Origin of the sequence: Halogranum amylolyticum (assembly GCF_900110465.1) — an archaeon.
Taxonomy (GTDB): domain Archaea; phylum Halobacteriota; class Halobacteria; order Halobacteriales; family Haloferacaceae; genus Halogranum; species Halogranum amylolyticum.
The window spans coordinates 1-24,572 of sequence record NZ_FODV01000015.1 but is presented as its reverse complement, the minus strand read 5'-3'; the positions used below and the strand labels follow the sequence as shown (position 1 = coordinate 24,572).

General features: G+C 51.9%; 18 protein-coding genes and 2 pseudogenes. 13 read left to right on the top strand and 7 right to left on the bottom strand.

Annotated elements, in window-relative coordinates; genetic code table 11:
- Window positions 1-25 precede the first annotated feature (25 nt).
- The 5 genes from BSG17_RS19135 to folP all read left to right on the top strand — a co-directional run bounded on the left by BSG17_RS19135 (window position 26) and on the right by folP (window position 9,933).
- Window positions 26-1,546 carry an NADH-ubiquinone oxidoreductase-F iron-sulfur binding region domain-containing protein gene (locus tag BSG17_RS19135; protein ID WP_089826979.1) on the top strand — a complete coding sequence of 507 codons (1,521 nt, stop codon included), beginning with the start codon at window positions 26-28 and terminating at the stop codon, window positions 1,544-1,546.
- Window positions 1,543-4,881 carry a formate dehydrogenase subunit alpha gene (gene fdhF, locus BSG17_RS19130; protein WP_089826977.1) on the top strand — a complete coding sequence of 1,113 codons (3,339 nt, stop codon included), beginning with the start codon at window positions 1,543-1,545 and terminating at the stop codon, window positions 4,879-4,881. Before BSG17_RS19135 ends, fdhF begins: the two co-directional genes overlap by 4 nt.
- A gap of 260 nt (window positions 4,882-5,141) precedes the next feature.
- A complete protein-coding gene (folE, locus tag BSG17_RS19125; protein WP_089826976.1) occupies window positions 5,142-5,789 on the top strand; it encodes a GTP cyclohydrolase I in 648 nt (215 codons plus the stop codon).
- Between the two features lie 211 nt (window positions 5,790-6,000).
- Window positions 6,001-6,978, top strand: coding sequence for a formyltetrahydrofolate deformylase (locus BSG17_RS19120; RefSeq protein ID WP_089826974.1), 978 nt, complete (start codon window positions 6,001-6,003; stop codon window positions 6,976-6,978).
- Between the two features lie 513 nt (window positions 6,979-7,491).
- Window positions 7,492-9,933: a dihydropteroate synthase gene (folP, locus tag BSG17_RS19115; protein ID WP_089826972.1), complete on the top strand. Its 2,442-nt coding sequence runs from the start codon at window positions 7,492-7,494 to the stop codon at window positions 9,931-9,933.
- A 140-nt stretch (window positions 9,934-10,073) separates the two neighbouring features.
- Here the strand turns inward: folP and BSG17_RS19110 are convergent, their stop codons facing one another.
- Window positions 10,074-12,023 (bottom strand): archaea-specific SMC-related protein, encoded by a 1,950-nt coding sequence (locus BSG17_RS19110; protein WP_089826970.1) that lies wholly within the window; start codon window positions 12,021-12,023, stop codon window positions 10,074-10,076.
- Window positions 12,024-12,132: 109 nt separating this feature from the next.
- A complete protein-coding gene (gene rdfA, locus BSG17_RS28685) occupies window positions 12,133-12,741 on the bottom strand; it encodes a rod-determining factor RdfA (protein ID WP_089826969.1) in 609 nt (202 codons plus the stop codon).
- Window positions 12,742-13,016: 275 nt separating this feature from the next.
- Here rdfA and BSG17_RS19100 point away from each other — a divergent pair, with 275 nt between their 5' ends.
- Window positions 13,017-13,664, top strand: coding sequence for a helix-turn-helix domain-containing protein (locus BSG17_RS19100; RefSeq protein ID WP_089826967.1), 648 nt, complete (start codon window positions 13,017-13,019; stop codon window positions 13,662-13,664).
- 245 nt (window positions 13,665-13,909) lie between these two features.
- Here the strand turns inward: BSG17_RS19100 and BSG17_RS19095 are convergent, their stop codons facing one another.
- On the bottom strand, window positions 13,910-14,200 hold the full coding sequence (locus BSG17_RS19095; protein WP_089826965.1) for a HalOD1 output domain-containing protein: 291 nt from the start codon (window positions 14,198-14,200) through the stop codon (window positions 13,910-13,912).
- 385 nt (window positions 14,201-14,585) lie between these two features.
- Window positions 14,586-15,011, bottom strand: coding sequence for an EamA family transporter (locus BSG17_RS19090; RefSeq protein WP_089826963.1), 426 nt, complete (start codon window positions 15,009-15,011; stop codon window positions 14,586-14,588).
- Between the two features lie 351 nt (window positions 15,012-15,362).
- On the opposite strand from BSG17_RS19090, the gene BSG17_RS19085 reads away from it, so the two are divergent.
- From BSG17_RS19085 to proB, 4 genes are all read left to right on the top strand, one after another.
- On the top strand, window positions 15,363-16,289 hold the full coding sequence (locus tag BSG17_RS19085) for a hypothetical protein (RefSeq protein WP_244531610.1): 927 nt from the start codon (window positions 15,363-15,365) through the stop codon (window positions 16,287-16,289).
- A 77-nt stretch (window positions 16,290-16,366) separates the two neighbouring features.
- Window positions 16,367-18,544 (top strand): catalase/peroxidase HPI, encoded by a 2,178-nt coding sequence (gene katG / locus BSG17_RS19080; protein ID WP_089827063.1) that lies wholly within the window; start codon window positions 16,367-16,369, stop codon window positions 18,542-18,544.
- Window positions 18,545-19,444: 900 nt separating this feature from the next.
- Window positions 19,445-20,221 carry a pyrroline-5-carboxylate reductase gene (gene proC, locus BSG17_RS19075; protein WP_089826961.1) on the top strand — a complete coding sequence of 259 codons (777 nt, stop codon included), beginning with the start codon at window positions 19,445-19,447 and terminating at the stop codon, window positions 20,219-20,221.
- Complete coding sequence (gene proB, locus BSG17_RS19070) at window positions 20,211-21,047, top strand: glutamate 5-kinase (protein WP_089826958.1); 837 nt, start codon at window positions 20,211-20,213, stop codon at window positions 21,045-21,047. Before proC ends, proB begins: the two co-directional genes overlap by 11 nt.
- An 88-nt stretch (window positions 21,048-21,135) precedes the next feature.
- Here proB and BSG17_RS28680 read toward each other — a convergent pair whose 3' ends face one another.
- Both BSG17_RS28680 and BSG17_RS19065 read right to left on the bottom strand, forming a co-directional pair.
- Window positions 21,136-21,408, bottom strand: a complete 273-nt coding sequence (locus BSG17_RS28680) for a hypothetical protein (protein ID WP_394327974.1) — start codon at window positions 21,406-21,408, stop codon at window positions 21,136-21,138.
- Window positions 21,409-21,838: 430 nt separating this feature from the next.
- Window positions 21,839-22,765, bottom strand: coding sequence for an ArdC-like ssDNA-binding domain-containing protein (locus BSG17_RS19065; RefSeq protein ID WP_089826955.1), 927 nt, complete (start codon window positions 22,763-22,765; stop codon window positions 21,839-21,841).
- A gap of 200 nt (window positions 22,766-22,965) precedes the next feature.
- On the opposite strand from BSG17_RS19065, the gene BSG17_RS19060 reads away from it, so the two are divergent.
- A complete protein-coding gene (locus BSG17_RS19060; protein WP_089826953.1) occupies window positions 22,966-23,373 on the top strand; it encodes a TRAM domain-containing protein in 408 nt (135 codons plus the stop codon).
- Window positions 23,374-23,478: 105 nt separating this feature from the next.
- Here the strand turns inward: BSG17_RS19060 and BSG17_RS28675 are convergent.
- Window positions 23,479-23,661, bottom strand: a pseudogene (locus BSG17_RS28675) (hypothetical protein); the annotation flags it as partial.
- Window positions 23,662-23,936: 275 nt separating this feature from the next.
- Between BSG17_RS28675 and BSG17_RS26245 the strand changes: the two are divergent.
- Both BSG17_RS26245 and BSG17_RS19050 read left to right on the top strand, forming a co-directional pair.
- The gene (locus BSG17_RS26245) at window positions 23,937-24,119 is read left to right on the top strand and encodes a hypothetical protein (protein WP_139246708.1); all 183 of its coding nucleotides are present in this window, start codon (window positions 23,937-23,939) and stop codon (window positions 24,117-24,119) included.
- Between the two features lie 204 nt (window positions 24,120-24,323).
- Window positions 24,324-24,572, top strand: a pseudogene (locus BSG17_RS19050) (IS5/IS1182 family transposase); the annotation flags it as partial.

Sequence of the window (24,572 nt, the reverse complement as noted above, 5' to 3'; positions counted from 1 at the left end):
CTTCCGTACATTGTCAGTCTCGTTAATGAATGCCGCAGGAGCAGTTGGTCGTTCACCAGTAATACGTATCTCGACAGACGTGACAACAGAGCGTGGCGAACGGGTATATGCCACCGCGCGCAACGCCGCTGACTCCATCCCTGTCGTGCGAACGGGACCGACCGGGATCACCGAGTACGATCCGCTCGTACTCACGACTAGCGAAGGGTCAACGGCGTTTTTTATTTCACCTATGACGTCAACGGTTCGTGATATCATTGCCAAGTTCGAGGCCGGTCACCTCCCAACTGACGATGCTGACTTCGTTGTTGAGCATGACCCAGGAGCGAGTTCTTTACCAGTACCGGCCGATGGTCTGCTAGCGGCTGGACAAAGAAGCGTACTCGGTCCCTGTGGGTGGGCTGATCCACTTGACCCAACAGAGTACACACTTTACTCGACTGAGCGAGAAGCAAGCGCCCTTTCAGACGTTGACCTTCTCGGACGAGGTAGAGGTGATGCTGCGACAGATGAACCAGTCGCTGACGTTTGGCAGCACGCCCGTGGGGCGGATGGTGATTCCATAGTCGTGATGAATGCTAACGATGCTGACTCCCGGTCACAGGTGGACCAAACGGTACTTGCCGGTGCACCAATGTCCGTTCTCGACGGGGTTGCAGCTGTTGCCGAGTTCGTTGGTGCCGAAGATGCGGTTCTCTACCTGAACGAGAGCGATGTTGAACTCCAACGGCGTCTTGGCGAGGCGGTCGAAGCTGCTGAGGGCAAATTACCGATAGTCCCCGAACTTGTCGTCGGCCCTGATGAATACCGTGCTGGCGAGCCGACAGCCGCACTGGAGGCGATGGAGGGGGCAGACAGAATCGAACCACGTATACGACCACCGCCACCCGCCGAGTATGGACTCTACGGCCGGCCAACCGTTATTCACACACCTCGAACGTTTGCGCAGGTCCACCGTGCGCTTCGTGACCCCCAGTGTTTCGAAACGGACACGGCTGACCCGGGGACGCGGCTGCTCACCGTCACTGGCGACGTGGTGTCCCCTGCAGTACTCGAACTTGGGCCCGAGGCGGATCTTTCAGTCGTTCGGGACGCCGTACAGCTGGATGGGTCGTTCAAGATGGCCTGCGTGGGTGGCGTTTTCGGCGGCATTACCTGTACTCTGACCGTCGCACCGACTGCACAATCGTTGACTAAGGCCGGCCTCGGCACAGATGGCGTCGTTGAATTGTTGAATGAGGAGTCCTGTGCAGTCGCGAACGCCGGTGAACGGGCTCGTTTCGCGTCAGAAGCGAACAGTGGCCGTTGTGTCCCTGGCCGAGAGGGAACGAAACAGCTCACCGAACTACTGCGTGAGATCTATCGAGGTTCGTTTGATGGGGAGAAGATACGTGAACTCGGTCGAGTCATGACTCGGTCAAGTAATTGCCAGATCGGTGCACATGCACCTCGCCCAGTGATAACAGCGATAGATGCATTCGAATCGGAGTTCGAAGCACACGTCGATGGCCACTGTCCAAGTGGCACCTGTACTGAAAAACTATGAGCACTGATGATTCACTTCCAGGCGTACCAGATCTCGACAATCCACGACACCAAACACCGGTCACGACGGAGTTCGAGACCGGCACTGCAAACGATCCCCCGAACATCGGCACTGATGTCGAGGACCCGACGACGCTAACAGTCAACGGAACGCAGATTACTGTTCCTCCCGGCTCGACCATCATCGACGCTATGCAGGCGATTGATGACGAGATGGTGACCGTCGACACAGGCTCCGACGGCGTCGAGAACAACGCCGACGTTCCGGCCCTCTGTTACTACGATCGGGAGGGAGATGCGAGCGACGAAATCGGGCCTCGAAGTGAATGTCGCACCTGCATGGTCGAGACAGACGAACACGGGCTTGTTCCCTCTTGCTCGTTCCCAGCCTTGGACGGTCTGACGGTCGAAACAGATACGTCAGCCGCCGAAGAGAGTCGGAGTGTCAATTTTGACCTCGTCCTCTCGAATCACAATCTGCGGTGTACGACTTGCAACGGGAATGGGCGTTGTGAGCTGCAAGACACTGCCATCACCGAAGGTGTTGACCATCCGCGATACGGTGTCTTCGACGAGCGCGATGAGTACGAACCTCTTGACGACAGCTCGTCGTTCATCCAAATCGACCGCAACAAATGTATTCTCTGTAATCGGTGTGTCGAGGGATGCAACGACGTCCAGGTTGAGGGGGTCCTTCGTATCGAGGGGTACGGTGAGGATACCCGAATTGGATTCCAATCCAACGCCGAGACGATGGCCGACTCCAACTGCGTCTCTTGTGGTCACTGTGCCACGGTCTGCCCGACTGGTGCATTGACAGAGAAGGATATCGACGGTGCCGCAACGCTCCCTCTCCCTGGATTCACCCAACGTAACTCCATTGGAACGGTTATTGAACACAAGGAAACCGAGACGCTCGATGACACGTCCGCGCCAAACCGCTCGCCTGACCCCGGTGAAATGAGCAGTGTCGGCACCACCCCAAAGGCGGGTCCGGCAGACCGAAGCGGCGTCGCTCGCTTTATGACTCGGAGTAAGCGCGGCGCGGCGGGTCTCGTCAACGAGTACGGTCGCAAAGCGATGTTGGCCGGAGAACACACTGCAGAGAACATTGCGGCCCAGGTGTTGCCCGAAGGCCGACTGTTCGACATTGCATCGACCGTGAGTGACTACCGGCTGAACAACATCGACAAAGAGGAGACGACATGCGGGTTCTGTGCGGTCGGGTGTCGGTTCGAGATGTGGGGTAAGGATGGTGACGCTTTGGGCGTCCAACCCGTCGAAGACCCCCAGAAGGCACCCGCAAACAACTTCTCAACCTGCGTGAAAGGGAAATTCGGCCACGAGTTTGCAAACAGCGGCGAACGATTGACGGAACCGCTGGTCCGTAACGAAGACGGACAGTTCGAAAGGACATCTTGGGACGAGGCACTCGAGTACGTCGCCAGCAAACTACGTGCAATCCAAGACGAACACGGAATCGATGCGGTCAGCTGTCTTGCGTCGTCGAAAGGAAGCAACGAGGAAGCGTATCTCGTACAGAAGTTTGCCCGTCAAGTACTCGGGACGAAAAACATAGACAACTGTGCTCGGCTCTGTCACTCGTCGACAGTAGCAGCATTGCAACAGACGCTTGGGTATGGTGCTATGACCAACCGGATCAACGAAGACATCGGAGAGGCCGACGCCTACCTTATCACCGGATCGAATACGACCGAGTCCCATCCAGTGCTCGCGACCCGCATCAAGCAAAATCTCCGAGAAGGGGCTGACCTGATCGTCTTCGACCCCAGAGAAGTCGATATCGCCAAGCATGCCGACCAATACACCCGAACTGAACCCGGTTACGACGTAGCTTGGCTCAATGGACTCATTCGATACATCATCGAGAACGACCTTCACGATCAGACGTTCATCGAACGCAACACGAAAGGATTCGAAGAAGTCAAACGAAAGGTACAGGCGTTTACACCGGCGAAGGTCGAGGAGCTAGCCGGTGTCCCTCCAGCAGAGCTGAAATCAGCAGCAGAGATGCTCGCTAATGCCGAGAACATCGTCTTCGGTTGGGCGATGGGGATGACCCAGTCCAGCCACGGCACACAGAATCTCCTTGCGATGGCTAACCTCGCCCTCACGCTTGGACAGGTTGGCAAACCTGGAGCCGGACTTTCGCCCTTCCGAGGACAGAACAACGTTCAGGGTGGGGGTGGTGACATGGGAACACTCCCAGGTAGTCTTCCGGGGTATCAAGATCCGGCAGACGACAAGGTCGGTGAGAAATTTGCGAAAGAATGGGGTGAACGCCCGCCTGAGCAGCCGGGTCTCAAAGTGCCGGAGATGCTCTCGGAAGCTCACGAGGGTAATTTGCGGGGAATGTACATCGTCGGAGAAAACCCTGCACTCTCTGAACCCGATATCCAGCATGCCGAGGCAGCACTAGAGAAGCTAGACTTCCTCGTCGTACAGGATATCTTCATGACAGAGACAGCAGAGTACGCAGACGTAATTCTGCCTGCAGCGACATCACCGGAAAAACATGGCACGTTTACTAACACTGAGCGCCGTATTCAACGGGTTCGACCAACCGCGGAGCCCCCGGGCCGAGCACGTCAAGACTGGGAGATTACTCAGGAATTAGCTACCCGGCTTGGCTACGATTGGGACTATAACCATCCACAAGAAATTATGAATGAAATCAGCAATCTGACTCCAATCTACGGCGGTGTCAGCTATGATCGTCTCGAAGCGGGCGACGAGCACGGCCTCCAGTGGCCTTGCTGGGATGAAGACCATCCTGGGACACCGTATCTCTATGATTATGAAGACGGGGAGTTCAATTTCGAGGACGGTCTTGCACGCTTTGTGCCCGCGGATGGAGGACATCCCGGTGAGCTGCCCGATGAAGAGTATCCGCTCACACTCACTTCTGGACGGGTACTCTATCACTGGCATACTGGCCAGATCACCCGGCGTGTCGAAGGTCTCATGAGTCACGTTGGGGAGAGCTTTGTCGAAATTCATCCGTCGACGGCCGAGAAAATTGGTGTCGATGACAACGATTACGTCCGAGTTGAATCCCGCCGCGGAGATATCGTCGTCAAGGCATTGGTGACCGACCGGGTCGGTGCAGGAACGCTTTTCATCCCGATGCACTTTGCAGCCGGCGCCGTCAACAAGTTGACGCAGGAAACCTTCGATCCACAAGCCGGTATCCCTGAGTATAAGGTGTCCAGCGTCCGCGTCGAACCACTCGGACCAGATACTGACGCGGAGGTACTACAGACACCTGATACCGGAGCTTATAGCAACGACGAATCTGGCGTCAGAGACAATTGACGGCGCCGCGGGCCTGTTTCAATTCGCGGCAGGCCCCGTTGGAGTATTCTTAATTGTCTATCCGGTCTGTATGTCTGAATGGCCACGAACCACATTATTATTGACCTTTTGTGTTTTGTGAACCACTGATTCCAGTTCCCCACATTAGAGAGTAACCTGATGAGAATAACAGTTCTATATTTGTTAATCTACAAGGCTCATAGTAGCTACTCGGGTGGGCAGCGGCGGTTTTATTTGGCTATTTCACCACCCACTACTGAATGAGTCCACAGAACCAGCAACCACCTCACCGAAACGACGCTCCATTCAACGAATCTCCGGATTGCTCGACAGAAATTGACAGAGAGAAAGCACAACAAGGTGTCAAACTACTGCTTGAGGCCGTCGGGAAGGACCCAGACGAAGCAGGCGTTCGAGAGACTTGGCATCGTCGTGTTCCAGAGATGTTCGAAACACTGACTGAAGGGATGCGGACAGCGGAGAAGCCGACGATGCGCACGTTCGACGCTCACACCGACGGACTTGTGGTCAAGACGGGAATACCTGTGTATAGTCTCTGTGAACATCACATACTCCCCTTTTATGGACATGCCCACGTAGCGTATCAACCCGGTGATGAGATGGTTGGGCTGTCGAAGCTAGTTCGGTACGTGCGTTGGCAATCACGTCGCCTGACAACACAGGAGGAGTTGACGCGGGACATCGTCAACGGTCTCGCTACCGAACTAGAGTCAGACAGTGTCACTGCTGAACTCACTGCAATGCATATGTGTGAAGCGATGCGCGGTGTCGAGACGGTAACCACGACCACAACCAGGGAATCAGTGGGTAACCTCTGTCAAGAAGACCACCAACAGTTTCGAGACGCGGTTCGTAGAGAACGCGACTGTCTCGGTGGAACCATCTGATCTGTTTTCTTGTGAGGCAATTATACCCTAACTTGTCGCTTCGTGGTGTGCTGAGTGCGTCCTTGCCCAACACTTCATGTCATCAAGAAACGCGGTATCTGGTCACACAATTAAAAACCATTGTATATACACACGAATTGTTTTGCAATTCACAGGCGGACGGTAATATGATGCAGATGATGACCGATTACACCGAAACTGGGCTGATAGTATGACGGACGAATTCACCGAAATAACGGTTGTCGGCGATGATAACACGGGTATTATCGCTGAAATCACCTCGTCTCTCTTTGAGCGCGGTATCAACATCAAGGACCTCGATCAGGCTGTCCGGGAGGGAACTTTCCGGATGACGATGCATGTTGACGCCTCAGAGATGGTCACTACTCAAGAAAAACTTCGAACTGATCTTACCAAGCTCGGCGATGAGTTCGATGTTGATGTGCAAGTTCGATACCCAACAACAAGCACGAGGCAGTCAATTGCTGTCCTCGTGACAAAGGAGAGCCACTGCCTCGAAGCACTCCTTGAAGAATGGGATTGTGGCGCTCTCGGTGCAGATATCGAGGTTGTTATTGGAAACCACAGTAAGCTAGAACCGCTTGCAGCCGAGTACGGTGTTCCCTTCCACGACATCGGTGATGAGTCGGGAGTTCCTGACGAAGATGAACTACTGGATCGATTAGCTGAGTATGATATCGATCTAGTTACCTTGGCCCGTTACATTCGTATTCTGTCTCCAGAGGTAGTCTTCCGGTATGAGGACCGGATCATCAACGTCCATCCAAGTCTCCTTCCCTCGTTCCCGGGTGCTTCTGCCTACATGCAAGCTATCGAAGAGGGTGTTCGTATTGCCGGCGTCACGGCTCATTATGTGACGACGGACCTCGATCAGGGACCGATTATTACCCAGCGAGCATTTAATGTGCCGGACGATTCCTCCGAAAAAGAACTTGAGCAACGCGGTCAACCGCTTGAGGCAGAGGCTTTTATTGAGGCTATTAAACTCCACCTCAAGGATGAAATCGCTGTCCATCACGACCGCACAAAAGTTCAAAATCCGGAAGAAAACGATGCTCAATTAGGTGCGCCGGAAGAAATCAATTCGCTTAATCCCAATGCCCCGGTTGATGGATACGAACAGTTGAAAACTACCGTTCCGGACGAAGTCGCTAGTGCGGACGACTAAGCACTTCTACCGTACCTCCGCAATGTAGTTAGAAACATGAATTCTTTGTAATGTTGTCTCAACACTACTTTGGTGGCTTTTGTCTAACACTTCATGAACTCATCAAATAAATCACCCCCTATTGATCTGTGATTATCAACTTATCTGTCTCATAGCCAGAGTCACTGTCGTGACCTATGACTGAAAATATGTTTAGTGTAGTACTCTTACCTTTGAGGGAGAGAGCAGAGAGAATGTGTCACTTTCGTCTGAGCAATAATCCGACTGCGAATAGAAACACTGTTTCGGAGTCTCAAGACCTCCCCCTTGGATTGGGCTTGCTCTGCCATTCTGATTTCTAAAAATTCATATGCTTGACATTCTTCTCGCCCTGAATGTGGAATTTTAGCCTTAGAACTTCCATAACTACTGTCTACTTGACACCGTCTAAGGATGCGGATATACAGTCGTACCTTATCAGAAAATTTTGAGGTGGTTCGACAAATTAATTATGAAGCAAGAATTTCGTTTGGTATGGACTATCACGAGTCAATCGCGTATCTGGAGTCACTACAACGTCGTCGTCCAAAACTTGGGACGGAGACAACTGCCACAATGCTCTCTCATCTTGGTTGTCCACATGCCCGAATCGACTGTGTTCAGATTGCGGGATCGAATGGAAAAGGGAGTACCGCGCGAATGCTCGAAAGTATCCTTCAAGGTGCGGAAGTCAAAGTTGGAATCTTCACATCGCCAAGCCTGAACAATTTGCGTGAGCAAATTCGGGTCAACGGTCAAAAAATTCCGAAAGAGCATATCCAGAGTTTTGTCAATGAGATTGCCCCCTGTATTGAGGGTCTTCGAGCAAACGATGATGCACCCACCTATTTCGAGGTACTTACAGCGCTCTCAATCTACCACTTCGGGCTTGAAGAGGTCGATGTTGCCATTCTCGAAGTTGGGATTGGTGGGAGGTATGATGCGACTAGTGCGGTTGATCCCGTCGCTAGTGCCGTGACCAGTGTAAGTTTAGAGCATACAGAATTGCTTGGGGAGACGGTCGAGGAAATTGCTCGCGACAAAGCACAGGTTGCACCTTCTGAAACCCCGCTTGTAACTGGGGCAGATGGTGCGGCGCTCACAGCAATTCGGGAGGAAACGGAGGTGATTACTGTTGGTGACGAGAGTAAAGACATCCAAGCCTGTGAACATGGCATGGTCTCAACAGTCGAAAATTCAGTCTCAATAACGGCACCCAACTGGGAAATTGAAACAAACCTTCCACTCCTTGGTGATCACCAGGCGACGAACGCCGGAATCGCAGCAACACTCGCTCGACAACTCGTAGCTGCTGACGAAGACATAATCGAGTCGCGGCTCAGAAGCGTTCATTGGCCGGGCCGTTTTGAAATCATCTCAACCGACCCACTCACTGTCCTTGACGGATCACACAACCCTGCCGCCTGTGCAGAACTTACTAACCTACTTGACCGCTTCGAGTTCGACAACCTATATGTCGTTTTTGGTGCAATGGAAGACAAAGATCATCGTAAGATGGCAGATAAGCTCCCATCTGCCGACACAGTTTATCTCTCTCAACCGAATGTTGACCGGGCTGAAAGCAGCGAAACCCTCGCGAGCATATTCGATGGACATGCAAATACACTCAAGCAAATTGATTCCGTACTTGAAGCGACTGAACGAGCATTATCTGCCGCAAATAAAAACGACTGCGTTCTTGTCACCGGTTCTCTGTACGTTGTTGCCGAGGCTCGTGACCGCTGGACTCGACTACTTATTCCAAAAGAGGCGAAGAACCCGCCTGCTGTGCAATCGTCGGGAACCAGTACAGACAATCAGCTTATCGCAAACTCTACACGTCACCAAACAGTCAAAACACAGCTACGGGAAGCACAGGCCACGTATATAATCGATCACTTGGAGTCAATTGGAGGAACTGGTCTGATAACGAATACCGATACTTCGGACAAGCGTGTGTCTACAGTGCTATCAGGAACGGCGTCTCAATTCCACACACTGATAGATCGTATCGACAGTTCTTATCTCGGACTATCCCAATTCTCCAATCAGCTTCAAACGTCTCTCACACCAGCGGACCCTACAGCTGAGTATTCTCAGGCTAACGAGACACTGCTCATGGGGATCCTGAATGTCACACCGGACAGTTTCTATGATGGTGGTGAGTATACTGATGTTGAAGAGGCGATACAGCAGGCACGTTCAATGATTGAAGCTGGTGTAGACATTATCGATGTTGGGGGAGAAAGCACTCGACCAGGTGCTGATCCCGTATCAGCGGTGGAGGAAATTGAACGTATCGTGCCGGTTATCAAACAGATCTCTGACCTTGGTGTTCCAATTTCAGTTGATACTCAGAAGGCGTTGGTTGCTGATGCAGCACTAGAGGCAGGTGCCGATCTCATCAATGATGTTTCTGGTCTTGGAGACCCAGAAATGCGTTTCGTTGTCGCTGAACACGATGCATCGCTCGTCATCATGCATAGTCTAGAAACGCCGGTTAGCCCGGAACAGGATGCTACGTACGATGATGTTGTTGAAGACGTCATCCAGAACCTGTCACAGAAAATACTTCTTGCGGAACAAGCAGGTATTCACCGTAATCAAATCATTGTTGACCCCGGACTTGGGTTTGGGAAGAATGCTGCTGAGTGTTTTGAACTCATCGATAGGCTTGAAGAACTTCATGCACTAGGATGTCCTGTAATGGTCGGTCACTCTCGGAAATCAATGTTCGAACATGTTGGTTGCCAAAACGGTGAACGACTTTCTCCAACACTGGCGGTGACGACCATGGCTGCAGAACGAAGCGCAGACATCGTTCGAGTCCATGATGTCCCGGAAAATAGAGCGATTATTCAGACAATTAAGGAAACAAGAGCACATCGTGGAGAAGAATTGACCCGGACGTCCTCAATAACCGGTGACACATTATGAATCAGTAGTATTGGTGACGAGGATGTGACATGCTCAACGGTTACCACCAATAGAACGTACACTCACCCGCTCAAATGACGGATATAACGGAAGAACTGCGGAAGGCCGGTATTGTTAGACCCAAGAGGATGCTACCATCTTCATGCTTCGGGACTGAATGACGAGGTCGACATCGTCGGATACAGATTCGCGAGTTCTTTTCCTTCTTCTGGCAGAACCGCCATAACGACGTAATGAGCGTATTGACTGAAATACTCTAAGAGACCTTGGATTCTCTCCGCGTCAAGCATCTCAACTGCGTCGATAACAATAATAGGGAGTTCATTTGCGACATCATGAGCGAGATAGCCTGCAAGAGCAACGACGAGGCTGATTACCTCTCGTTCGCTCTTGCTTAGATTCTCAATGGTGTCCTCGTACGCAGTCCCATCCTCGGTCGAGCGTACGATATGTAGTTCGAATTCTGTGTTCCTGGAGTGAGTGCTACCAGTGACGAGCCGTTCAATCCAAACACGTTCAACTTTCCCATAGCTCAGCATGTCGAGCATCTGTTGCATACTCTCATTAAACGTACTTACAAGGTCTCGCTCAAGTGTCTCGATTCGGTTTCGTTGTTCCTGAAGTTGACCTGATACAGATTCTCGCTCGTCGTTGATCTCTGACCTCTTGGAAAGTTCTGTTTCGATACGGTCAATCTCTTCTTCGACATCAGTCAGTTCGTTTTTGAGTTGTCCCCGTTTGTATTCGAGGTCACTTACCTCATCGTAAAGTTCACCTAGCACATCGTACTGTCCACTAGATTCATCAACTTCTGCTTGGAGTGCATCAATCTCTTCTTTGAGCGAATCCTGCCGCGTCTGGAGTTCGGGAAGCTTTTCTTCGCGACGATTGATTTCGTCCTTAGTCGAACGTTCCCGTTCGAGGAGCCGTTCACGCTTCTCCGTTTGCTTTTCAAATTTCTGTCTCTTTCCTTCGAGGGATTGAATTCGGTCTGTGATTGTCTCGCGTTGACTGCGCTTTTCTTGAATAATCTCACTGACGACGCGGACCTGCTCGGCAATTTCTGATTGCTCAACGCTGTTTCCACACGTCCAACAGGTGATAGTCCGCGATTCAGGGTCGAGTTCTGCGACGACATCATCTGATTTCATTTCCGCAGGAATCTCGTCTTCATCGTCTAGCAGCTGATTGTTCATCTCTACGATCGGGCTGAGTGAGTTGATGGTCGTTGTCAGCTGTTGTTTTTGGTGGTGAAGTTGTTCGATTTCACGCTTGATTTCATCGACATCCCGTGGAACGTCATCCAAATTAAGTTGCTTCTGTTGATCTGTTATCGAATCAAGTTCGTCTTTGAGAGACTCAATAGCATTCTTTTGTGTTCGAATCCGGTTTCGAACTGTCTTTTGTTCTGAACGCTTCTCTTTGATTTTATCAAGCGCTTCATTGTCATCTCTCGTTCTCGTCTCTGTTTCCCGCTCTTCTATTTGATCTCGTTTCTGCTGAAGTGTAGTCTTCACCTCCTCAATCTCCTGTCGTAAATTGTTGGATCGCGTCTGGAGTGCTGGAAGCTTATCTTCTATCCGGCTCAATTCTGAGAGGCGGTCATCAAGTGTGTCTTTTTTCTTTTTCAGGCGTTTTATCTCTGATTCAATCTTCTCGGTGTCAACCGGACGCATCAGTAAGCTATACAGATTTCCTCCATTAACCACAGCTTGCCGAATCGGGTTTGATTCATCTAATGTGACAAAAAGTTCACAGAGGTCTTCACGATTGACGAATTGATCTGCCGTCGTTACCGTTTGGTTCCCGTTTTGTTTTGAGAGCTCAATAGAGTATTCTTTGTCACCCAATCCGAGATATACATGTCCATTATCGGCGTCACTTTTCAGGGGTGGTGCAGCCCCTCCAAGCACAGCCGATAACGAACGAAGGAACGACGATTTGTTTGAAGCGTTCTCCCCAACCAGAAGTGTCACGCCTGGTGAGAGCGTCACATTGCACTTCGAGATTCCTCCTATGTTCTCAACATCAACGTGGAGTTCATCAAGTGTACCGTCATACTCTAGCTGGTTGTTATTTTCTATAGACATTATATGATTGTATGTTTTTGAATCGTCGTTGCGCTATATGGGATAAGAGAGTGTTATATCTTGTGCTAATCAATGGTTCTATTCCTACACTCGGTCGATGAAATTACAGTCATGTGTTTAACTTTTCGGTTGAGCAAGAACAATGCCCCCGCTCTAACAACCGTGTGAACGAATATTCTTCCCCACAGTCAGTGCACGCGACACGTAAGCTTAGTGTCACGTCTGCGCTTCCTATTTTTAAAAGATTGTTTGAGCAGAGTTGCTCAATGGTGCGATTGGTGATTGACTCAGTACGTGAGAGCAATTTGAGCACAGTGTTCTTTCCACTTGATTTTGTCATCCTTGATTCTCGCTTTGTATCGACCTCTAAGCAATTTTGGAGATGAGTTCGGATAGTCTGGTAACTTACAAAATCGTTGGTTACTGAATCGGAATCGATTCCGTGTTGTTCGAGTCGATTCTGGGCTTCGACACGCATACCTGGACTCACATCATCATCAGTGAGAAGCTGATAGAGGTTTTTTACTTCACCCTGTAGCGTTTCCATACCTACATTCCGCATTGTAACTTCGAGAACGCGGTGGTTATACTGCTTTTCCAAATCACGGAGACTGGTTCCCGCTTTCCAGCTCTCTTTCAGTATCTCATCGACGTCTTCAAGTTCACGTCTCCGGGAGACTCGACCGATTTTGCACTCACATCCGATATTGCCAGCCATTGCTTACTGTTGGGTATCTTTTGAAGAGCTTTGAATTTTCTTTTCCATCCTCGCTCCTGGTCCACGTATAACTGGGATTATCTGACTTTGCAGACGAGTGATTCAGAAAACATATTCTGTTCCTATTTGCAGATGGGTGTGTTTTCTTGTTGACAATTACATACTATTATATCTCTCGAAAAAATACACCGAAGTGTGAACCCAGAGAACCATAGCCATACATATATGACTATGCATATCTGACCACCACTTAAAAACATGAGGATCATTCAGAGATGCCGATTACAGTAAAGTCGCACATCCAGCACGAGAAGCTTGCTCTGACGCCCACACTAACGAAACTGGAAGATATTGAGCTGAGAGTATTACCTCAGGTCAATACCGATCCCAGCTCCAATTTGTTTCCTTATTTAATTGACTACGATGATTTTCCGGAACTCGAGACGACGTTGGAGGAAGACCCCACTGTCAACGATTATGAGCTCGTAAGTAAAGACGATGAGAGTGGGATATATTATATTAATTATGCACCACATACAGTGCTAATAAGCGAGGTTGTAACTGCTGTCAACGGGTTTATGTCTGAGGCAAAAACAAAGAATCAAGGTTGGCTCATACAATTACAACTTCCCAATCGTGACGCTCTCAATACGATTTGGGAATATGCTACAGATAACGACATGGAGGTAAACATCATTGGGATATACGATAACAAGAGTAGCGACCCTGAGGCATCCTATGGACTGACACAGGAACAAAGAAAGGCGTTGACAGTCGCATACTCCTGTGGCTACTTTTCTGAACCACGCGAAAAGAGATTGAGCGAGATTGCCGAGGAATTAGATCTGTCATCGACTGCAATGAGTGGTCGCTTGCGCCGGGGGATGCGAAACTTGATTGCTGCGGCACTAACTGATGAATAACATCTAAAGGATATTAGTTGAAGTTAGTATTAACTGACGAAGTGATTTCGTTGAGTTTTATTGAAAATAATGTCTTCTGAATTAGAATTTGGAGTTAACTTGCCCGTTAGCGTTCCTGGATTACTATCACATAGAATACAATTATTGAAAAGCGGCGCTGAAAACTCGACTCAGGTGTGGATCTTAGTAATAGTTTGTTTTCTCCATAGGGAGTAATTGAGAGGAAGCAAGTAGGAGAGAGTGAATCACGTTTTCTTGATGAGTATCTGTCCGGTACTTTGTATGAGAATCGTGTAACCGTAATAGGAGAATGTGATACATCCCGCACTGCAGGCTTCCTCATCTGAAGAGTCGAATATAGTATCTAGCGCAGTAGGATTGACAAACTTCTTTAGTAGTGGGAGATCGTCCCGGCTCGTGCTCTCGTATTTCGCGACTGCTTCAATTACCTGATCGCCCACTGATTCATCTCCCGCCCAATCGTGGTAGAGGTGATGGGTTGTGCAATCGGATTCTGAGTCTAGGGCGCTACTCATACGCTATGCATGGCTATGTCTGACAATGACTGTTGACGGGGAATACTCCGCATGTTTATACCAGTTGTGGGAATTGGAACTTGAGTTATATCGTTTTGCCAATGAGACACACAATTGAATTCGACTGGCATTGTCGAATCCGACAATAGTTGATGAGTCTCACAACACGTGCAAGAGCCACCGTGCATAGTCACCATCGACTTTCGAAGTTAGAAGACAAAAAATCGGTTAATAAAGGGTGACAGTGGAACGCCAACAGATTACACCCACTCAACAACTGTAAAGACCAGTGTATGGATGAGTCGGCCTGATCATCCATGTTGAAGACATGCTATAGTTTGTTCCTATCCAGCAGTACTGCTTTCCGACCACTGTGTAGAGGTGGTTATTGAGCAACCAAGACAACGCCAACAACTGCGAACGCGATGCCGGCAAATCTGGTTATCGTAACCTCGTCTCCGAGGACGACCATACCGATGATGGCTGCGACGACGAAGTACATGGCGCCGAGAGTTGAGACGACCGTCGTTGACCCTTGAGCGAACCCGAAGTACATCGAAATAAGGCCGATTCCGGTGAACAACCCGGCCGTGCCAGCAAGCAACCCTCCCCTCGCAGTAACGGCGAGCGATGCGTCTGAAACGATGATAAATCCGAGTGCAAGGGTTCCCGCTGTGAGATACGAGATGGCTGCTGCAGTCCTGGGGTCGATGGATTCCGACGCAGCGTTGCCCAAGACAATCCAGATCCCCCACGTCACCATCGTAATCAGGCCGAACAAAACGGCCGAATTCATTTCGGCGAATTCCATTAGTGAGCATCTCGTGTCGCCCGCTTAATTAATCTCGTCCTCATAATAACTGGTTATTAAGTACGTACTGCTACAATGGGAGCGCGATTTAGACAGATGGGGTATATCGCATTTAATGACCGATACCTGATTATTGGTCGGTTCTCGTCGATCAACTGCCAATCATATGGGGTTGATTTTAGCTACCCAAGCCCGAACGAAGCGCATCGATAGTTGCGAAGACATCCTCTGTATGCAGCAGTCCGTTCCTCTCAGCTTACGTACAACGCCCTTATCATGTGAAGTGACATCCTCCCCGCCGTGAACAGTAGTTGCCGAACCTAGCTGACGGTCCGATTCGTATTCGACAGTATGGTCGATACAACCGAGGCAAAACAGGTCTGTCGCGCTGCCTCAACCTTGGTCTATCCAGTACTGGAGTTCGGTGTTAAGCCGTGTGGGACTTACACGAGAGAGGACTTTCTCGAAGTCCTCTCTTGGATTGCCTTTAACCAGCAGTTCGCGAATATAGGCGGCAAGACCGTCCAACTCGATCGGTCCGAGCCGGTCGACGTCACGTCGACGGCTCGGAACCCTCTGGCGAAATCCTTGCTTTACCACCTTCGTCACCTCGAAGCGGACGCCATCGAGACCCAGTTCGATGGCGTCCGCGACCGTCTCTTTCACGTCCTTCGGTCACGTCGGTTGCTTCCCTCTCATGTTGACGTCGCAATCGATCTTCACGAGTGGCGGTTCTACGGTGCAGCCGACACAGACCACGTCGTCATCACCTATCCAGACCTCGGAACGAACCGAGCCTACTGCTTTGCGACACTCTGTATTGTCGCTCCGAGTGTAAGGTTCACGCTTGCGCTGTTCCCGATGGACGCGAACAGCTTCCGTGCGAAGCAGCAAGCTGTTCGCTCACTCATCGTCGAAGCACGAAGGTACGTATCGATTAGACACGTCTACCTTGATCGAGGCTTCTACCAAGCTCACGTCGTCAAAGAGTTAGAACGGCTGAGCGTCGGCTACATCGTGCGTGCGCGGCCGAGTAAAGAAATGAAAGACCATCTCAGCGCCGACGCTGAGACGGTCCTTCTGTTTCACACGCCCCAACGCCGACTCCAAGACTGGATAGACCAGTGCCGAGGAAGCGCGACAGACCGATTTTGCCTCGGTAGTGTGGACCATGCTGACGGCTACGAACCGACCCACCAGCTAGGTTCGGCCTCTACTATTTACGGCTGGAGGGCGTCACAACTAGCTTCTCAACAAGTATTGCTTGGTCGCTGCTAACTATTCTCTAATTACGACTGATACTATGTGTTTCAAGGTAGACAATTTTAACACACCAAAGCAGCAACCCCACGATGATGAATGGGTCCAACCAAGACTGGTGGCCAAATCAACTGAATTTGGAGATTCTTGACCAGAACGCTCGCTCACTCGATCCGATGGGCGAGGAGTTCGACTACGCTGAGACGTTCGAGACACTCGACTTTGACGCCGTAAAGGCGGACATCGAAGAGGTGATGACGACGTCACAGGAGTGGTGGCCGGCTGACTACGGTCACTACGGGCCGCTCTTCATTCGGATGGCATGGCACAGCGCCGGTACGTACCGCACCACTGATGGCCGCGGCGGCGCGTCCGGCGGTACCCAACGCTTTGCGCCTCTCAACAGTTGGCCTGACAATGCGAATCTCGACAAGGCACGCAGACTGCTCTGGCCGGTCAAGCAAAAGTATGGCCGTAAACTGTCGTGGGCCGACCTGATCGTTCTGGCCGGGAACGTTGCCCTTGAGTCGATGGGATTCGAAACGTTCGGCTTCGCCGGCGGACGTGAGGATGCCTACGAGCCCGACGATGCTGTCGATTGGGGTCCCGAGGACGAGATGGAAGCTTCCGATCGATTCAACGAGGACGGAGAACTCGAGAACCCACTCGGCGCCACCGTCATGGGACTCATCTACGTAAATCCGGAAGGACCAGACGGTGAGCCGGACCCCCAGGCGTCGGCGGAAAACATCCGAGAATCGTTCGGCCGCATGGCGATGAACGACGAGGAAACGGCCGCGCTCATCGCCGGCGGACACACGTTCGGGAAAGTCCACGGTGCGGACAACCCCGACGAGCACGTCGGCCCCGAGCCCGAAGCGGCCCCCATTGAGCAGCAGGGTCTCGGCTGGGAGAGCAGTCACGGCTCCGGTAAAGGGAGCGACACGATCACCAGTGGAATTGAGGGCCCGTGGAACACCACGCCGACCCAGTGGGACATGGGCTATCTCGACAACCTGCTCGGCTACAATTGGTGGCCCGAAAAGGGTCCCGGCGGCGCGTGGCAGTGGACCACACAGAACGGAGAGCTGGACGAGGCAGCACCGGGCGTCGAAGACCCGTCGGAGAAAGAGGACGTGATGATGCTGACGACGGATATTGCCCTGAAGCGAGACCCGGATTATCGGGAGATCATCGAGCGCTTCCAGGAGAACCCAAAAGAGTTTCAGAAGGCCTTCGCGAAGGCATGGTACAAGCTGATCCACCGCGACATGGGCCCGCCGGAACGGTTCCTCGGTCCTGAGGTCCCGGACGAAGAGATGCTGTGGCAGGACCCCGTCCCTGACGCTGATTACGAACTAATCGGCGAGGAGGAGATCGACGAGCTCAAAGGAGAGATTCTCGACTCGGAACTCTCCATCTCCGAGCTGGTCAAGATCGCTTGGGCGTCGGCGTCAACGTACCGCGACAGCGACAAGCGCGGTGGCGCGAACGGGGCCCGTATCCGCCTCGAACCGCAGAAGAGCTGGGAGGTCAACGAGCCAGAGCAGCTAGCGTCGGTGGTGGAAACTCTCGAAGAGATCCAAGAGGAGTTCAACAGTTCGTGGTCCGACGGGACGAAAGTCTCGCTTGCCGACCTGATCGTACTGGGCGGCAACGCAGCCGTCGAGCAGGCGGCGAAAGATGCCGGATACGACGTGAACGTTCCGTTCGAACCGGGCCGTACTGACGCCTCGCAGGAACAGACCGACGTCGACTCCTTCGAAGCACTCAAACCGGACGCAGACGGGTTCCGGAACTATCTCGCGGACGAGGACGACCAGTCGGCCGAGGAGTTACTGGTCGACAGAGCGGACCTCCTGAATCTGACGGCTCCCGAGATGACCGTGTTGGTCGGCGGCATGCGCGTGCTGAATGCCAACTACCAAGGGTATGACCTCGGCGTCTTCACCGACCAGCCGGAGACGCTGACCAACGACTTCTTCGTCAACCTACTCGATATGGACTACGAGTGGGAAGCATCCTCGGAATCCCAAGACATCATGGGCTGGGAAGCATCCTCGGACGCTCAGGATACTTACGAGCTGCGCAACCGGAAGACGGGCGAAGCCGAGTGGGTGGGCACCCGCGTGGACCTCATCTTCGGGTCGAACTCCCGGCTTCGAGCCATCGCGGATGTCTACGGATCCGACGACGCAGAGGAGAGATTTGTCCGCGACTTCGTGAATGCGTGGCACAAAGTGATGACCCTCGATCGCTTCGACCTCAAGTGATCTGAGCTGCAGGCCTCCGAGTCGATGGCCGTCATTTAGTACTTTTCGACCATCGGTATGCATCATCAGTAGTTTTAACGGCGTCATCTAGGGTGTACTAACAGGCGGGTTCGCGTCGCTACCCATCGTCGGTTGCGGTATCGACACCCTGCCCGTCGGCAATCGTCACTGTTCCCATTCGCGATTATTTCGGTCATCGCCATCGCTGGCATGGCCCGGGAGTTCCATCAGGTTGCTCTAGTGCTCTCCGACAAGCACGATTCGGCAGTCACCGGTCGGGCTGGTTCGCCGAACCGGGCAGGGGCGAGCGTCGACGACAACTGATCCTCGAGCGGCGTCATAACATCTACAGATGAGCAAATCGAGTAAGATGGTACTATCGGGCGAGGTGGAGCCGCCGACTACCATGGAGACAGGATATTCGGAGAGTGAATTTATCTGCGTCTGTACGTTCCTTTGGACGTATGATAAACCGGTGAAATCTCGGGCTTGACCTCGAGGACTTCACAGCCAACATGGATTAGTCTCAGTAACATCTGTCATCTGTTAGATTTGTTATCCAAATGCAATGACCTCGGGGAGGAAGCGGATAACATACTCCACAAACCCCGTCGGTAGCAAAGGCGACTCGAAGACGTGCTCTATACCAGTTTCCCAATCAAATCGCTGTCGACGCACCAGTACTCGTCTGATCTGGTATCGATCGTCTGATGATTCATTGCCGTCCAGTACGCACGTGAAGTACCACAACTCATCTAGCTCGTGGCACTTCAGTGTAAGTCTCGCTCATTGCCCCAGAATTTTTACTGTTATTGTTTCACTGAGGCTGTGGGAGAACACTTGTTGGAAGTTGCGGTAACAGTCAGACCTGTATAGCTGCTTGTTCTCTCTCGGAGTAGGATGACTCATGTGAGCGTTATCGGTTGTGGCAACATGGGAGGAGCCCTACTCAAGGGGCTTTCTAAGACCGGTCAGTACACACTGACGGCCTGTGATTTGGACCCTAACGCACGCGAAGCCGTTTCAGCGCACTGTTCAAAGACGACGTCAAATATCGACGCTGCATCGGACACTGACATCGTCATTGTGGCGGTGAAACCAAATATCATCGAGGACCTCCTTCGGGAGCTCGACCTGTCATCGGATCAGACGCTAGTTTCTATCGCAGCGGGTGTTCCAACAGATATCGTGAGGACGCATACGGATGCGACGGTCGTCCGGGTTATGCCGAATTTAGCGGCGGAGACACGCAACATGGCGGCAGCCGTCACCAAAGACGCCGTCACAGACGATGTGAGGATGCTCCTCGACGACATCGGTGAGTACGTCGAAATCGATGAAGCACAGATGGACGTTGCAACTGCAGTCAACGGAAGCGGGCCAGCATTCGTGTTCTATATGATGAATGCGATGACAGAGGCAGGAGTAAATGGTGGTCTCGACGAAGAGAAAGCCCGAACGCTTGCGGCACAAACATTCAAAGGGGCTGCTGAGACGGTGTTGCAGTCGGAGCAGTCGATCAATGAATTAATCGATGCAGTCTGTTCGCCGAAAGGGACGACAATCGAAGGGATGAACACCCTGTGGGAAAGTAACGCAGACGAAGCGGTGGTTAACGCAGTACTGGCAGCTGAACGTCGGTCACAGGAGTTAGCACACGATCACAATGCTGAGTAAGGGGTTAGAGAATAAGGAAATCGAACAGGCACGACAACTCGCAGCCGATGCCGATCGCGTGATTGTCAAGGCAGGAACAAACTCGCTTACAGACGATCAATCGAACCTTGATGATAGGAAACTAGGGAAGCTTGTCGACGATATTGTCAGTCTCCTTGAACAAGAGAAAGATGTAATTCTTGTCTCCTCGGGGGCAATCGGTGCCGGAAAGGGCCGAGTTGGGTATTCTGAAGCAAACGTTGAGGAAGCTCAGGCGCTGTCAACCGTCGGACAGAGTTACCTCATGCAGCGGTACACAGAAAGCTTCGAGCGTTACGACCAGAAGATCGCGCAGTTGCTGTTAACACAGCATGACCTCGAAAATCCCGAACGCTTTACGAACGTTCGTAATACAATTGAGACACTCCTTGAATGGGACATCGTCCCAATCATCAACGAGAATGATGCTGTCGCAACTGAGGAAATTCAAATTGGTGATAATGACATGCTCTCTTCCTCAGTCGCGGTCGACATCGATGTCGACTTACTAGTCACATTAACTGACGTCGGCGGCGTCTATACTGGTAATCCGAAGGAAGACTCTACAGCGGAACGTATTGAAGCAGTCGGTCGAAATTACGATGAAGTGCAGGCGATTACTAACGAGAGCTCGTCGAACAAATTCGGTGGTATCCAAACGAAAGTTCAAGGTGCCCGTAACGTGAGCGAGCACGGTATTCCAGCGATTATCGCAAAATCCACTCAAGAGGGCGTGCTTGAGAAAATTACCGCTGGCGATTCGGTCGGCACAGTATTTATTCCAGAGGACGGAGTGCAGAACCGATAGCAGCAATCTGGAACTTACCAGCATCAAGTGTCATCTGTGCTGGTTTAAGAAATTCGTGTCCTGTGTCTATATCCTGTACGATTTTATTTCAGACTTCAGGAATAGGATATGTCTGGTCAAATTCTGTAGTTAACCAATCGAGTGAGTCAGAGCTCGCGAAATTGCTGAGTACAGTTGCATCAAAAACAAGGGCTACCGAGTCTTCCTCAACGTGGTTGGTTGTAACCGTCTGCTCTTCGCAGCGGTTAGCGATGTTCCCGGCTTCACGGAGTAGATTGATTGCGAATCGGGTATCCCCTTCACCCTGAGCAGCGACCGTGGCAGTATAGGGAATCACATCGTCCACAAGTGTACACAGCATAAATAGACTATTTTATGTTATCTAACGAGTAACTAAATATGTATGGTGATTGTAGTCTTTCAAACGAGTATTTATATATTATTTAGATGATTGCATATTCGGTCCCTTGAATTTCTCCCGTGTCATCTCCATGGGGTAACAGCTCATATTGCAAACGGGGTTCTTGTGCCCTACATCGAGATTGAATTCCGCAGCACTTGCTTAATTACCTGTAGCACGGGAGAGTCATCTTTCAACCCGCGATCTCACTTTGCAAACGGGGTGGAGTCAACAGCGGCTCAAGACCCACTTTGCAAATGGACCCTCTGAGAACAACCTTAGAGTGAAGCCCGAGGTACTCATTTTGACCATCTGTGGAAATCCTTGCGGTCGGAAACCAGGTTTTCCCTCAGAGTGTTGCTGGCCAACGCTGAAGTGCTTCAGCTGGAATTTACCCCTCAAGCAACGCAATGATCTCCGTCGCGGTTCGACTGATCCGTCCGAGTCGCTCGCGGATTACGTCAGCATCGTCTGATTTCCACGTGGCAAGGTAGAACGCCGACCCACTCGTATCAAGTCCACAGAATCGCCCGACGATGTACGCCACGGCTTCGGCTTCGACCTCGCGTTTTCCCCGCTCGGTGTCGTCGTCGACGTCGAAATGCAACAGCGCGTGCGCGTACTCGTGAACCAACGTCCGTGCAAGGTCGGCCTCGTTTGCTCGGTCCTTGACCTCGACAAGTGGTTGGACGTCGACGAGGCTCAGTCGCTGGCAGATACCGCGTGCACTCCCGTGGGACCATTCGTCTTCGGAGACAATTCGGACCGTCACACCAAGCTCTGAAGCCGCGTCAGTCAGCCGGGACACGAGATTGCCAGCGTCACCCGTCGCGGCTGTCTCGAGGTCGGGGAGTGGCTCGCCGTCAGTCTGCGAGATATCGAAGACAGGGGCGGGTCTGAACCCGACGAGTCCTCTCAACCATTCCTCGGGTGGCGTCGCGTCGTACTCACAGTCGGTGTTGGCGTGATAGCTCGGCGAGTTTGCACAGTCAGGACACCGCTTCGTGATGATGGGTGCCCAGATCCAGATTGCCTGTTCACCTTCCTCGACGTGGCGGTCGAACTCTGCTTGCCACGTTCGATACCCGGCGACGCGACTGGCCTCGGGACACTGCTGTTTGATGAGCAGCGTGTTCCGGTAGGAGTAGTCGTGGAACTGCCGTTGAACGTCAAGCCACGCCTGGAACTCTGCGCTCGCTTGTGCGTCGTCGACGAAGTCGACAAGGTCGTCGATCCACTGTTCGATGGTACTGTGCATCTCGTCACGTGGGGTGTCGGAGTCATCGAACGACACCACTGCGAAGTCACTCGTCGCCATGGATTTCTCGCGAGCACTCCAGTTTTGGAATGCCCCGCACCCTTCGGGGGCAGAAAAACTCGCCGGCGAGCAGCGGTTTCTCAGTCTCCGGCTCAGTGCCTCACTACCTGAGCTCACAACGATGCCGTAGACGTGCCCTCCTACTGCTAATCACCAGGTTAAGATGAGAGAGCAACAAGATTCACAGACGAGCGTTACACATGCAAATTCCAGATAACTTACTTTGCCTCTTCAGCGCCCGGGTGGATGAGCAGCGAGGCTCATACGTTCTCGAAGTGCCGAAAGAAGAAGTGACAACAGGCGATGTCCAAGTGGGTGATGTTCACCGCGTGGCTGTCTTTGCGACTGATACTACTGATGACACTCCGTCAACCCACGAAGCGGTGCAGAATCGGGAGAGCCTCGCACCGGTAGAGAAAGGGGATCAGCGGACCGTCGACATCGAAGATATCGGAGACCAGGGCGATGGCATTGCCCGTACTGACCGTGGATACGTTCTCATCATCCCCGACACTGAACAAGGTGAACGGGTAACTGTCGAGGTCACTGATGTGAGCGAGTCAGTCGGCTTCGCAGATGTGATTGAGCGAAAACCCTACTACGAGTAACTGAGACTAGATACCGATCTTGGCGTATGAGGGTGACGAGGGGCGGACAAATATCGCCGCGGGATGAGTTACCCAACATCCCCGGAATGAGCCCCGATCTGTTGGTTACTCCTCGGACAAGCAGCGAGCGGCCGCCTCGTTGCCGGCAAGCGTCTGTTGATTCTCGTCGATATCCGCGAACAAGGTCGCTTGATCACCCTCGGATGAACGGGTCACTTCCGGTCGATCGTCAACGCCGAACTCGCTGGCCGCTGGTTGATCACGTCGCGACTCACAGTCGTGATGATCAGTTCAACCACATTAATTGGGCGGAAGGAGTGTGAATTGTCACTGAGTTATACGAGAACTGCGACATGTACGTCTGCGGCAGCTGCGATGGTGTTGTCACATTGGTAGGGAGCACCCGAAAGTACTTGTAATCTCATTAGATTATCAAATTGTATGACATGTGGCGCCGCAGAAGGTCCATTTGCCGATAACCTCGTCTATCGATTTGGGCAATGGTTGCTCTGTGAATTCCCGCAGTGGCTGACTGATTTTCTTTCGATAGTTGCACTCTCTGTATGACCGAAAACGTAGGCGTTCTATTGGCTACCGGACTTGTAGGAGCACTCGTTGTAACAGCTATCGGTCTTGCCCTCTTAGGAGCTAATCCGGGGATGGCCGGTAAGGTATTCACTCCTCTCTTTGTGATGGCAGTGTTCGTAGCACTCGCGATTCACTTCTATAATGCCGTAAGGCCGTGAAACAACAGAATTAAATCGAGACTCTAGTGGTTAGCTCTCGATCAGAACCCGAGAAACGACCCGCTATTCTCTGGACTCTTCCGCTTTTCCCAATCCATCGTTGATTTGAGGATGCCTTGTTTTGCCGCCGAGTGACGTCAGTCTCAGACGCTCTCACGGCGTTCTTCCGTCAGATTAACCGGGAATTGGACGCCGTCTGGCGATATGGTATCGCTCAGACGGCTCGCGTGGATGTGTCGAGACCTTGCCAAACACCATGTTGACGATCCGGACGTACCCGCCGCGCCGGATGGCGCGGACGGGTACGCCGAGTGGGTGCAGATCGCGTTGATTCTGTACCGCGTCGAATTAGAGAAAAGCCTCCGCGAGACGGAAGACTACCTCAACGAGATGCCCGGTGTCCTTGCCGTGTTTGGACTCGACGAGGCACCGCATTACAGCTCGTTCTGCCGG